This window comes from Herbaspirillum sp. C9C3 (genome assembly GCF_013359625.1).
Classification (GTDB): Bacteria; Pseudomonadota; Gammaproteobacteria; order Burkholderiales; family Burkholderiaceae_D; genus Herbaspirillum.
On sequence record NZ_JABFMQ010000021.1, the window covers coordinates 41,704 to 55,047 of the forward strand.

General features: G+C 62.7%; 9 protein-coding genes and 2 tRNA genes. 9 read left to right on the forward strand and 2 right to left on the reverse strand.

Translation table 11 applies throughout. The features are described 5' to 3' along the window. The first annotated feature begins 30 nt into the window (after window positions 1-30). The 7 genes from HNO82_RS17500 (at window position 31) to HNO82_RS17530 (ending at window position 8,668) form a co-directional block, all read left to right on the forward strand. Entirely contained in the window at window positions 31-1,338 is a 1,308-nt protein-coding gene (locus HNO82_RS17500; RefSeq protein WP_175344583.1) for an MFS transporter, read from the forward strand. A gap of 11 nt (window positions 1,339-1,349) precedes the next feature. After that, window positions 1,350-3,923, forward strand: a complete 2,574-nt coding sequence (nirB, locus tag HNO82_RS17505; protein ID WP_175344584.1) for a nitrite reductase large subunit NirB — start codon at window positions 1,350-1,352, stop codon at window positions 3,921-3,923. Between the two features lie 13 nt (window positions 3,924-3,936). Continuing rightward, window positions 3,937-4,299, forward strand: coding sequence for a nitrite reductase small subunit NirD (gene nirD / locus HNO82_RS17510; protein WP_008329803.1), 363 nt, complete (start codon window positions 3,937-3,939; stop codon window positions 4,297-4,299). A gap of 1 nt (window position 4,300) precedes the next feature. After that, a complete protein-coding gene (locus HNO82_RS17515; RefSeq protein ID WP_175344600.1) occupies window positions 4,301-5,542 on the forward strand; it encodes an NAD(P)/FAD-dependent oxidoreductase in 1,242 nt (413 codons plus the stop codon). Window positions 5,543-5,582: 40 nt separating this feature from the next. Continuing rightward, window positions 5,583-8,351 carry a nitrate reductase gene (locus HNO82_RS17520; protein WP_175344585.1) on the forward strand — a complete coding sequence of 923 codons (2,769 nt, stop codon included), beginning with the start codon at window positions 5,583-5,585 and terminating at the stop codon, window positions 8,349-8,351. 67 nt (window positions 8,352-8,418) lie between these two features. Further along, window positions 8,419-8,495, forward strand: a tRNA-Pro gene (locus tag HNO82_RS17525). A gap of 96 nt (window positions 8,496-8,591) precedes the next feature. Further along, window positions 8,592-8,668, forward strand: a tRNA-Arg gene (locus tag HNO82_RS17530). 208 nt (window positions 8,669-8,876) lie between these two features. Here the strand turns inward: HNO82_RS17530 and HNO82_RS17535 are convergent. Together HNO82_RS17535 and HNO82_RS17540 are read right to left on the reverse strand one after the other, a co-directional pair. Continuing rightward, a complete protein-coding gene (locus tag HNO82_RS17535) occupies window positions 8,877-10,526 on the reverse strand; it encodes a methyl-accepting chemotaxis protein (RefSeq protein ID WP_175344586.1) in 1,650 nt (549 codons plus the stop codon). Between the two features lie 435 nt (window positions 10,527-10,961). Continuing rightward, a complete protein-coding gene (locus HNO82_RS17540; RefSeq protein WP_008329813.1) occupies window positions 10,962-11,414 on the reverse strand; it encodes a GNAT family N-acetyltransferase in 453 nt (150 codons plus the stop codon). Between HNO82_RS17540 and HNO82_RS17545 the strand changes: the two genes are divergently transcribed. Together HNO82_RS17545 and HNO82_RS17550 are read left to right on the forward strand one after the other, a co-directional pair. Next, entirely contained in the window at window positions 11,413-11,718 is a 306-nt protein-coding gene (locus tag HNO82_RS17545) for a hypothetical protein (RefSeq protein ID WP_175344587.1), read from the forward strand. The two genes, HNO82_RS17540 and HNO82_RS17545, sit on opposite strands and share 2 nt — an antisense overlap. Before the next feature lie 128 nt (window positions 11,719-11,846). Further along, entirely contained in the window at window positions 11,847-13,250 is a 1,404-nt protein-coding gene (locus HNO82_RS17550) for a DUF3300 domain-containing protein (RefSeq protein WP_175344588.1), read from the forward strand. Window positions 13,251-13,344: the final 94 nt, after the last annotated feature.

Here is a 13,344-nt window from a genome sequence, read left to right on the forward strand (position 1 = left end):
GGACGCCTTTTTGTTTTCAAGGGACCCGACATGAGCAAATCCAATCGTATCGCGCTGTTCTCCCTGGGCACGCCCCAGATGCGCGCCTTCCATCTGACCTGGATGGCTTTCTTCGTCTGCTTCTTCGCCTGGTTCGCCTGCGCGCCGCTGATGCCGGTCATCAAGGGGGAGCTCCACCTCACCCCCGGCCAGATCGCCAACATCAATATCGCGGCGGTGGCCGTGACCATTCTGGTGCGCCTGATCATCGGCCCCATGTGTGACCGCTTCGGCCCGCGCAAGACCTATACCAGCCTGCTCCTGGTCGGCGCGGTCCCCGTCATCGGCGTGGCCTTCGCGCAAAGCTACGAGAGCTTCCTCTTCTTCCGCCTGCTCATCGGTGCAGTGGGTGCCAGCTTCGTCATCACCCAATATCACACCTCGGTGATGTTCGCCCCCAACGTGGTCGGCACGGCCAATGCGGCCACGGCCGGCTGGGGCAATGCGGGCGGTGGCGTGGCGCAGGGCGTCATGCCCCTGCTGATGGCGGCCATGCTGATGCTGGGCGTCTCGCACAGCTGGGGCTGGCGCGCGGCACTGCTGGTGCCGGGCGTGCTGATGCTGGTAATGGCCGCACTCTACTGGCGCTTCACCCAGGACTGCCCGGAAGGCAACTATGACGATCTGCGCGCCGCCGGCGTGAGCATCGAAAGCGGCAAGCGCGGCGGCTGGGCCAGCTTCCGCGCGGCCGCTGCCAACTATCGGGTGTGGATGCTCTTCATCACCTACGGCGCCTGCTTCGGCGTGGAAATCTTCATCCACAACATCGCCGCCATCTACTACGTCGAACATTTCCAGCTCTCGCTGGAGTCGGCCGGCATCGCTGCGGCCAGCTTCGGCCTGCTGGCGCTGTTTGCCCGTGCCCTGGGCGGCTTCATCTCCGACAAGGTGGCCCTGCGTGGCGGTCTGAACCGCCGTGCCACCCTGCTCTTCGTGATGATGCTGGGTGAAGGTCTGGGACTGCTGTGGTTCGCCCATGCCGGCAGCGTGGTGGCGGCGATCATCGCCATGCTGTGCTTCGGACTGTTCACCCACATGGCCTGCGGCGCGACCTATGCGCTGGTACCTTTCATCGACCGCAAGGCGCTCGGTGGCGTGGCTGGCATCATCGGCGCTGGCGGCAACGTGGGGGCTGTGGCGGCGGGCTTCCTGATGAAGGGCCTGGGCAATACCCAGCAGACCCTGTCGATGCTGGGCGTGCTGGTGACCATCTCGGCCCTGTGCGCGGTGGCCATCCGCTTCACCGCCTCGGACAAGCACGGCGATGCCGTCCTGGCCGACAGCAAAGTTGCCGCCTGAGGAGATACGCCATGAACATCATCGTCATCGGCCACGGCATGGTCGGCCATAAATTCCTGGAATGCCTGGCCGAGAGCGGCGCAAGCGATCTGAAGGTCACCATCCTCTGCGAAGAACCGCGCCCGGCCTACGACCGCGTACATCTCTCCGAATTCTTCGCCGGCAAGAGCGCAGAAGACCTGTCACTGGTCGCGCCCGGCTTCTTCGATGCAGGCCGCAGCCCGGTGCAGTTCGATCTCAAGCTCAATGCCAAGGCCCAGCACATCGACCTGGAACGCAAGCAGGTACTGGTCAACGTGGCTGGCGCAGAAGAGACCTTGTCCTATGACAAACTGGTACTGGCCACTGGCTCCTACCCCTTCGTGCCGACGGTGGCAGGCAACCAGCGCAAGGACTGCTTCGTCTATCGCACCATCGAAGACCTGGAAGCGATGCTGGAATGCGGCAACCGTTCGAAGAGCGGCGTGGTCATCGGCGGTGGCCTGCTGGGGCTGGAATGCGCCAAGGCCCTGCGCGACCTGAAGCTGGAAACGCACGTGGTCGAATTCGCCCCACGCCTCATGGCGGTGCAGGTCGACGAAAGCGGTGGCCGCATCCTGCGCCAGAAGATCGAGGAACTGGGTGTGACGGCCCATACGCAAAAGAACACGGTCGAGATCGTCGATGGCAAGCAGCACACCCATCGCATGAACTTCGAAGACGGCTCGCACCTGGAAACCGACATGATCGTCTTCTCCGCCGGCATCCGCCCGCGTGACGAACTGGCGCGCCAGGCCGGCCTGAAGGTGGGCGAGCGTGGCGGCATCGTCATCGACAACAGCTGCCTCACGTCCGACGCGGCCGTGTATGCCATCGGTGAATGTGCACTGTGGAACGGCAAGATCTTCGGCCTGGTCGCCCCCGGCTACGACATGGCCCGCACCGCCGCCAAACATCTGCTGTCGCACCGCGATGAAGCGATCGAAGTGCCCGCCTTCAACGGCGCCGACATGAGCACCAAATTGAAACTCATGGGCGTGGACGTGGCCAGCATTGGCGACGCCCACGGCAAGCAAGCCGGTAGCCGTTCGTATCAGTTCACCGATGAGCGCAAGCAGATCTACAAGAAGATCGTCGTTTCCGAATCCGGCAAGCATTTGCTGGGCGCGGTGATGGTGGGCGATGCCTCGGAATACGGCACGCTCTTGCAGATGATGCTCAACAAGATCGAGCTGCCGGAGTCGCCCGAATTCCTGATCCTGCCGCAATCGGACGGCAAGGCCAAGCCGGGCCTGGGCGTGGATGCACTGCCGGAATCGGCGCAGATCTGCTCCTGCAACAACGTCTCCAAGGGCCAGCTGTGCGCAGCCGTCGCCTCGGGCATCACCACTATCGGCGATCTGAAGGCTTGTACCAAGGCCGGCACCGCCTGCGGCGGCTGCGTGCCCCTGGTCACCCAGGTGATGAAGGCCGAGATGAAGAAACAGGGTCTGGCGGTCAACAACCACGTCTGCGAACACTTCCCCTACTCGCGCCAGGAAATCCATCACCTGGTGCGCGTGGGCCAGATCAAGAGCTTCGATGAACTGCTGACAAAGCATGGCAAGGGGCTGGGCTGCGACGTCTGCAAGCCCATGGTGGCCAATGTGCTGGCCTCGCTGTGGAATGACTTCGTGCTCAAGAAGGAACACGCGGGACTACAGGATTCCAACGACTACTTCCTCGGCAACATCCAGAAGGATGGCACCTACTCGGTGGTGCCGCGCATGGCCGGTGGCGAAGTCACGCCCGATGGACTGATCGCGGTCGGCCAGATCGCCAAGAAATACGGCCTCTACACCAAGATCACCGGCGGGCAACGCGTGGACCTGTTCGGTGCCCGCGTGGACCAGTTGCCGGACATCTGGGAAGAACTGATCGCTGCCGGTTTCGAGACCGGCCATGCCTACGGCAAGTCGCTGCGCACGGTGAAGTCCTGCGTCGGCTCGACCTGGTGCCGCTATGGCGTGGGTGACAGCGTGGGCTTCGCGGTGCGTCTGGAAAACCGCTACAAGGGCCTGCGTTCGCCACACAAGATCAAGTTCGGCGTCTCCGGCTGCACCCGTGAATGCGCCGAGGCACAAGGCAAGGACGTGGGCATCATCGCCACCGAGAGGGGCTGGAATCTCTACGTCTGCGGCAATGGCGGCATGAAACCGCGCCATGCCGAACTGATCGCCTCCGATCTGGATGAAGACACCCTGACACGTTATGTGGACCGTTTCCTGATGTTCTACGTGCGCACCGCTGACCGCCTGCAACGCACCAGCACCTGGCGCGAGAACCTGGAAGGCGGACTGGACTATCTCAAGAGCGTGGTCATCGATGACAAGCTGGGCATTGCCGCCGAACTGGAGAGCGAAATGCAGCGCGTGGTCGACACCTACCAGTGCGAATGGAAGAAGGCCGTCACCGATCCGGAAACGCGCAAGCGCTTCCGCCACTTCGTCAACAGCAAGGCGGCCGATGGCAACATCAAGTTCGTCGAGGAACGCGGGCAGATCCGTCCGGCCACGGTGGCCGAGAAGAAGCTGCTCGATATTCCCGTCGTCGCCGAGACCGTGTAAGAAGGAGCCCAGCATGCACAGCGACCAACAAATCAAGCAATGGACTCCGGTCTGCGAACTGGCCGAGATCGTCCCCAACACCGGTGTGGCCGCGCTGATCGGTGACCAGCAGGTAGCCATCTTCCATGTCATCGACCGCAGCCAGGGCCAGGCACAACCGCGCGTCTTCGCCATCGGCAACTATGATCCCAATGCGCAGGCCGCCGTGCTCTCGCGCGGGCTGGTGGGCAATCTGGGCGAACGCATCGTGGTGGCCTCGCCCATCTACAAGCACCATTTTGACCTGACCACCGGCCAGTGCCTGGAAGAACCTGCCCACTCGGTGCCGGCCTGGCCGGCGCGCATCGATGGCGGCAAAGTCTGGATCGGTGGCTGAGATGGTGACCACGGCCGACAACACGCAAGCCAGGCCCTCGCTGGTGGTGGTCGGCAATGGCATGGCCGGCATGCGCACGGTGGAGGAATTGTTGAAGCTGGCGCCGGACCTCTACGACATCACCGTCTTCGGCGCCGAGCCGCACGGCAACTACAACCGCATCATGCTCTCGCCGGTGCTGGCCGGTGACAAGAGCATCGATGACATCATGCTCAACCCGCGCGCCTGGTACGAGGACAACGGCATCACCCTGCATGCGGGCGATCCCGTCATCCAGATCGACCGCCGCCAGCGCACCGTCCACGCGCAATCTGGCCTCACGGTGAAATACGACCGCCTGCTGCTGGCGACCGGCTCCACGCCGTTCATCATTCCGGTGCCGGGCCATCAATTGCCGGGCGTGATCGCCTTCCGCGACATTCAGGACGTGGACATCATGCTGCAAGCGGCGCGCACGCACCGTCATGCGGTAGTGATCGGCGGCGGCCTGCTGGGACTGGAAGCGGCCAATGGCCTGATGCGCCAGGGCATGGACGTGACCGTGGTGCACGTCACTGACGCGCTGATGAACCAGCAACTGGACAAGCCCGCCGCCGCCCTGCTGAAGAAGGCACTGGAAGACAAGGGCCTGCGCTTCCTGCTCAATGCCCATACCGAAGAAATCGTCGGCCCGGATCGCGTGAGCGCAGTGCGTTTCAAGGATGGCAGCAGCATTCCCGCCGACCTGGTGGTGATGACAGCGGGCGTGCGCCCCAACATTGCGCTAGCCAAATCGGCAGGCTTGCACTGTGAACGCGCCATCATCGTCGACGATACCCTGCAAACCTATGACCCGCGCATCTATGCCGTGGGCGAATGCGTGCAGCACCGCAAGGCCACCTTCGGACTGGTAGCGCCGATCTGGGATCAGGCCCGTGTCTGTGGTGCACATCTGGCCGGGGCCGGTCATCGCCGCTATGTGCAGCAGGCCACGGCGACCAAGCTCAAGGTCACGGGCGTGGACCTCTATTCGGCGGGTGATTTCATCGGCGGTGAGGATACCGAAGACCTGGTGGTACGCGATCCGCGCCGCGGCATCTACAAGCGCCTGGTATTGCGCGGCTCGCGGCTGGTCGGCGCGGTGCTGTACGGCGATGTCAAGGATGGCCCGTGGTACTTCGACCTGATCCAGAGTGGCCGCGACATCAGCGCCTTCCGGCGCGAACTGCCCTTCGGACAGGCCATGTGCCAGCATGCGGCCTAGCCGGCAGGCTACCGACGGCAATCAGTAACAAAGGATACCAATGAATCTTGCACAGACTCCGCTGGCCCTGGCCGTGGCCACCACCTCGACGACCTGCCCCTACTGCGGGGTGGGCTGCGGCGTGACGGCTGCGCTCAAGGACGATGGGCGCATCGGCGTGCAGGGCGACGTGCAGCATCCGGCCAACTTCGGCCGCCTCTGCGTGAAGGGATCGGCCCTGGCGGAAACGGTGGATCTGGATGGCCGCCTGCTGCATCCGCAAGTGCGCGATGCGCAAGGCGCATTGCAGCAGGTCTCCTGGGATCAGGCGCTGGAGCAGGTGGCGAGCAAGTTCTCAGCCGTCATCGCCGAACATGGTCCGGATGCCGTCGCATTGTATGTCTCGGGACAATTGCTGACCGAGGACTACTACATCGCCAACAAGCTCATGAAGGGCTACATCGGCAGCGCCAACATCGATACCAATTCGCGCCTGTGCATGTCCTCGGCGGTAGCCGGCCACAAGCGCGCCTTCGGTGAAGACCTGGTGCCGGTCTGCTATGAAGACCTGGAACTGGCCGACCTGATCGTGCTGGTCGGATCCAATGCGGCGTGGTGCCATCCCATCCTCTTCCAGCGCATCGCCAGGCTCAAGGAAACCAGGCCGTCCATGCGCCTGATCGTGATCGACCCGCGCCGCACCGCGACCTGCGAGCTGGCGGACCTGCACCTGCCGGTCAAGGCAGGCACCGATGTGTGGCTCTTCAATGGCCTGATGAGCTATCTGGCCCATCGCGGCCTGCGTGACAACGCCTTCATCGCTGCGCATACGAACGGCTTTGACGAGGCACTGGCGGTAGCCGATGCCGATTGCGCCGATCCCGCCACGGTAGCGCGTCTGTGCAAGGTGGATCTGCAAGACCTGCTGGCCTTCTACGAAGCCTTTGCCGAGACCGAGAAAGTCGTCACCGGTTTTTCCATGGGCGTGAACCAGTCCTCGGTGGGCACCGACAAGGTCAACAGCATCATCAACTGCCACCTGGCCACGGGCCGCATCGGCAAGCCGGGCACGGGGCCGTTCTCCATCACCGGACAGCCCAATGCCATGGGCGGACGCGAGGTCGGTGGCCTGGCCAACATGCTGGCCGCACACATGGATCTGGATCAGCCCCTGCATCGCGAGATCGTGCAGGACTTCTGGCAATCCCCGCGCATCGCGGACAAGCCGGGCCTCAAGGCCGTGGACATGTTCCGCGCCATCGAGGAGGGTCGCATCAAGGCGGTGTGGATCATGGCCACCAATCCGCTGGTGAGCCTGCCTGATGCCGACCTGGTGCAACGCGCGCTGCAGAAGTGCGAGCTGGTGGTGTCTTCCGACGTCGTCATGCAGACCGATACCAATGCGCTGGCCCACGTGCTGCTGCCGGCACTGGCCTGGGGCGAGAAGGACGGCACGGTCACCAATTCCGAGCGCCGCATTTCAAGGCAGCGCGCTTTCCTCACCGCACCGGGTCAAGCCCGCGGTGACTGGCAGATCATCTGCGAGGTCGCACGACGCATGGGCTTTGCGGGATTCGATTTCGACGGCCCGCATGCGATCTTCGATGAACATGCGCGGCTCTCCGCCCATCGCAATGGCGAGACCGATGGCGGGCGTGCACGGCGTGTCTTCAACCTGTCCGGCCTGACCGGCATGGACAAGGCTGCGTATGACGCCATGGCACCGATCCAGTGGCCGGTGCAGCGTTTGTCCGATGGCAGCGTGAGCGGCACGGCGCGCGTCTTGCAGGATCATCGTTTCTCGCACGCCGATGGGCGTGCGCGTTTTGTACCGACCGCGCCGCGCGCGCCGGGGCATGCGCCCTGCGAGGATTACCCGCTGATCCTCAACACCGGTCGTGTGCGCGACCACTGGCATACCATGACGCGCACCGGCAAGTCGGCCACGCTGGCCAGCCATATTCCTGAATCCTTCATCGACATCCACCCGCAGGATGCGTTGCTGTATGGCGTGCGTGAAGGTGGCCTGGCGCGCATCAGCAGTCGCTGGGGCGCGATGGTGGCGCGCGTGCAGCATGGCGGCGGCATTGCGCGTGGCAATGTGTTCGTGCCCATCCACTGGAACGGGCAATCGGCCTCCGATGCGCGCGTGGGTGCGGTGGTCAATCCGGTGGTCGACCCGGTCTCGGGCGAACCGGAATTCAAGCACACGCCGGTAGCAATCGAGGAGTTCCGTGTGGGCTGGCATGGTTTCATTCTCACGCGCCATGCGCTGGACCTGGACGACATTACGCATTGGACGCGCGTACAGGGCCGCGACTTTGTGCGATATGAACTGGCCGGACGCAATCACATCAGCGACCACACGGCCTGGGCGCGCGCACTGCTGGGTGTGCAGGCCGATGATGCGGACTGGCTGGAGTATGAAGATTTGAGCGATGGCAGCTATCGCGCGGTCCACGTTGTGGAGGATCGCATCGACATGTGCCTGTTCATGTCGGCGCGACCTGACCTGCCCTCGCGCTCGTGGCTGGCGGGGCTCTTTGCCAAGGAGAAACTGGAAGAAGCGGACCGCGTCGGCCTGCTGGTAGGCCAGCCCATCGAGAAAGGTGCCGATACCGGACCGACCGTGTGTTCCTGCTTTGGCGTGGGACGCAACACCATCTGCAACGCCATCCGCGCGCAGGGCCTGAGCGAAGTGAGCCAGGTGACGGCCTGCCTGAAGGCGGGCGGCAATTGTGGCTCGTGCGTGCCGGAGATCAAGAAGCTGATGGTGGAGATCAAGGTAGTGGCCGAGGCCGAAGCACGGGAGCGTGAGACGGCGGCCTAGGGCCTGGCAGCGTGGATTACGATGTTTGTTGACCGTTTGCAAGGGATGCTGCTATTATCTCGCTTCTCGGAGTGTAGCGCAGCCCGGTAGCGCACCTGGTTTGGGACCAGGGGGTCCAAGGTTCGAATCCTTGTACTCCGACCACTCATCAAAAACGGGCTGTCGTGGACAGCCCGTTTTCTTTTCTGGATCGTTGACGGTAGCGCATTGGCGCAGCATCACACCGTCAGCCACGCCGAACTGCCCTTAGCTCAACTGGATAGAGCAATGGCCTTCTAAGCCATAGGTCGGGGGTTCGAGTCCCTCAGGGCAGGCCACATTTCCCGGCATTTTCATTGCAGCACACGCAACCGCGGCGCTCAGGATCAGTGGTGACCGCCTGATCTGCATCGACCATCAATGCAATGGCAGGCAATGACTGACCACCAGCCACCATTGTTCAGCGAACCCAAAGAAATGAGCTCGCTGATTCCGCATTGAAGAACAGCAAGACAAGAGGGACGCCACGCTGCGTCCCTCTTGTCTTCACCCATGCGCGTGCGCACCGACCAGCAGCATTTCACCGCTGCGCTCCGCGACTGGTGCCACGGCCACGGGCGTGGCTGCGGACACCATCTCAATGGGCTTGTCCCTTTCAGGATCAAGCTTGAACACCTGCACCGCCCCCGCCAACTGTACCGCCTGCTCCTGCAAGGACTGCGACGCCGCAGCCGCCTGCTCCACCAGTGCCGCATTCTGTTGCGTCGCCTGATCCATCAATCCAATGGCCTGATTGACCTGGACGATGCCGTCACTCTGTTCGGCACTGGCGGCCGTGATGTCGGCCACGATATCGGCCACGCGATGCACACTGCCCACGACCTGCTGCATCGTCGTACCCGCCTGCGCCACCAGACGGCTACCGCTTTCCACCTTGCCGACCGAATCATCGATGAGCTCCTTGATCTCACGGGCCGCCGCTGCCGAGCGCTGCGCCAGTGAGCGCACCTCGGAGGCGACCACCGCAAAACCGCGCCCCTGCTCGCCTGCCCGCGCCGCCTCCACGGCGGCATTCAGGGCAAGGATATTGGTCTGGAAAGCGATACCGTCAATCACGCTGATGATGTCAACGATCTTCAGAGACGAGGCATTGATCTCTTCCATCGTCTTGACCACCTCCTGTACCGCCTGACCACCCTCGCTGGCCACACCGGAGGCAGAAATCGCCAGCGCATTGGCCTGCTGGGCATTATCGGCATTCTGGCGCACGGCAGCGGTGAGCTGGTCCATGGCCGAAGCGGTCTCTTCAATGGACCCGGCCTGGGATTCGGTGCGGCTGGACAGATCCAGATTGCCAGCCGCGATTTCTGCGGTGGCAGTGGCAGTGGCAATGGTATTGGCGCTATTGCGCACATTGCTCACGATGCGCACCAGACTGTCGGTCATCTGCTGGATGGCCTGCATCAACTGGCCGACCTCATCATTGGCGCGATGACGGATGCGGGTGCTGAGATCGCCCGTAGCAATGGCGCGCGCAGTCAGGATGGCTTCACCCAGCGAAGTGGTAATGGCACGCGAAATCAGCTGGCTCACCAGCACCACCACCACACACACGAACAGGCTCATCAGCACGGCCTGGTAGATCGCCGAACGCAAACTGTTCTGGGCCGTCTGCACACCCTGCTGGCCGAGCTGCTCGTTGTGGCGGCGATGTGCAGCCAGCGCGTTGATGAGCTTGGTACCGGGCGGAACCACGTAGTGCTCCACGGCCGCCAGCGCTTCCTCGTTCTTGCCTTCGGCACCCAGCGCGATGACCCGCTGTCGGTTCTTCTCATACTCGGCAAAGGCATCACGGTCTGCCTGCAGCAACTGCCGGTCGGTGGCATCGGAGAGGACGTCCTTCTCGTAACGATCAAAGGTGGCAATGACCTGGTCACGCAGCGTGCTCATGGATTTTTCCAGCTGGAGGCGGGCGGTGGCATCGGTCGCGGCGGCATAGCGCCAGATGCCGACACGGATACCGAAAATCGCCTCGCTGGCCTCGCCCAGTACCAGCAGACTGGGCACGGTGTTGACCGAAGAATAGCTGGCCGCATCGGCAATGCGATTGCTGTGATAGATGCTCAAACCGGTGACGCCGGCCAGGCCCAGAACGACGGCGAGCAGAAGCAGACGGATTTTATTGGCAATGGTCATGATCAGGTTTCCTGCGCTCGATGTGGACGCGCATCAGGTGGATGGACTGAAATGGGTTGGGTTGACGCCAAAAAATTATATGTCCGCAAAAAATATGGAAAATCCACATGTGCCCGCATCTTGATGCGAATCATGATTGCCGCCTGGAAAACGACGCTGGATCAAACGAACGTAAAAACTAAGTTGCATCCTCCGCAAAAGCGCGTATAAGTGGCCTCATTCAATAAAAAGAATTAGTAAATACGGCAAAAGAAAATAGTCCCCGCAAGCTCAATTCAGCCAGTGAGATCAATGGATCGAACCAGGGAGAAAGAAAGTACAGCCGGAAGAAAGGCAAGGAAAACTAAGTTTTTCGCCATGCCTTTGGCGTACGCGGAAAAGAAAACAGCGGAGCCATCCTGCGCTCCGCTGATTCAGAAGACGATGAATCTGCTGCTATGCGCCCTGCCGATAAATATCCGGACGCGAGATATGCCACACGAAGTCACCGCGATTGATGGCCTCGAAACCACAGCTGGCATATAGCCACGGTGCGGTAGAAGTGGTCAGCATGACCCGACGCAGTTTCTGCAGGGTCGGATGCTGGTTCACCGATTCGATCATCCAGCGCCCCAGACCCTGGCCGCGCAAGTCGCCGACGACGAAGACGTCGCACAGGTAGCCGAAGGTGGCATGGTCGGTCACCACGCGGGCAAAACCGATCTGCTGCTTGCCGCGATAAAGACCGAAGCAAAGGCTGTTGGCCAAGGCGGTACGCACGGTGTTGAGGTCGATGCCGGGGGACCAGCTCGAATGGGTCAGTACGTCGTGGATGAGAGGGATGTCCAGCCGGTCGGGATCGGTGTCGATGAGGAAATCATCGCGCCGCCAGATCAGGTGATGGCTCATGGTCGTTCCTAGCTTGATGGCTTGTTGTCGTAAAAAGTTTGCCCTGGTGCATGTTGCCTGTTACTGCGAAAACAATTTAGAACGTTTCTCCTCTTCCGGAATGGGCACGCCAACCCGCCCTGGCGAGCTGCTGCAGCGCGTGCTGACGGGCTTGACGACGGATCTGCGACAGTGCAAAAAATCGCCCGATTTATCTTTTCCGTGGATGAGATTCGTTCCGTGGCCGTTCATGATGCCACAGCCGCCCCCGCCTTGCGCAAGGCTTTCCATCGAGCAAGAGCGTCTGACTGACGCTTTCGGCTGAAACATTGCTTGCACTTCCGTTACACCTTGTCGACTCAAGCTGGCAGACCATGAATTCACTTCGGTGCGACGGCAGCGACCACGATCACCCGTATGGCTCCCGCGCACGCCATTGGCAAGGAGAACGACATGAACAAGATATCCCTGGCCTGGGCTACCTGCCTGGTCTTTTCGCTGGTCTCGGGTCTGCCCGTGCAGGCGCAGACGGCCTATGCGCCACCTGCACCGGTCTATACCCAGCAGCAGCTGGACCAGATGCTGGCACCGGTGGCGCTCTACCCGGATTCCCTGCTGGCCCAGGTCCTGATGGCCTCGACCTATCCGCTGGAGGTGGTGCAGGCCCAGCGCTTCGTGGAAGCCCGACCTGGCCTGCAAGGCGATGGGCTGGCCCGCGCCGTGGCCCCCATGCCCTGGGACCCGAGCGTGAAGGCGCTGGTGCAGTTTCCCTCGGTGCTGGCCATGCTCAATGACCGCCTGGACTGGACCCAGCAACTGGGCCAGGCCTTCCTCGGCCAGCAAGCCCCCGTGATGGATACGGTGCAGAACCTGCGCGAGCGTGCCCGCATTGCCGGCACGCTCGAATCCAGCCCGCAGCAGCGCGTGGTGGTGCAGGATGAGGTGATCGAGATCGTGCCGGTCAATCCGCAGGTGGTCTACGTGCCCTACTACAACCCGACCGTGGTCTATGGCAGCTGGTGGTGGCCCTCGGCCCCGCCAGTGGTGTGGGCACCGCCGCCGCGCTATCGGCCGCCCAGCTATGAACCGGGCTTCTCGGCCAGCATCAGCTTCGGGGTGGGCATCGGCGTGATGCGTGCCGTCTTCGGTGAGGCGCGGCCGGACTGGCGCCAGCGCCAGGTGCTGGTGACGCAGACCCGCATCAACAACGTCACCAACGTCACCAACACCAACATCATCCATCAACGCTATGTCAACAATGTCACCGTCAACCGCAACGTGACGATGAACCAGCGCCCGGTGGTATGGCACCACGATCCACGCTATGCCGGTGGGCGCTATGCCCAGCCATCCGCGCCCGCCGTGGCACCGCCGCCGGGACACCATGCACCGGCTGTGCGGCCACTGCCGGTGGTCGACAACGTGCAGCAGCGCCTGGCCCAGCAAGACCAGTTCCGCCAGCGCCAGGCCGTCGAGCAGCAACGCCAGCGCGAACAACAGGCCAATGACCAGCAACGCCAGCGTGAGCAGATGATCCGCGATCAGCAACACCAGCGCGAGCAGCAAGCCCAAGAGCAGCGCCAACGGCAACAGGCCGAGCAACGGCAGTGGCAGCAGCACCAGCAAGGTCAGCAGCAGAGACAGCAACAGCAATTGCAGCAACAACAGCGCGAGCAGCAGATGCGCCAGCAGCAGATGCTGAACCAGCAGCGCGAGCAGCAGCATCGCCAGATGGAGCAGGCCCGGCAGCAGCAACAGCAACAACATGAGGTCGCGCAACGTGAGCAGCACCAGCAGCAGACGCGGCAGCATGAAGCCCATCCGCGCCGTGACGACCGGCGCGACGAGCGCTCCTGATCTGGTCACAACGCCGCCCGCCCGGCCCTGAGCAGCCCGCCGCCCGCACGTTGCCCATCAGCAAACATGCGGGTAAGCGGGCCGCTTCAGTTAT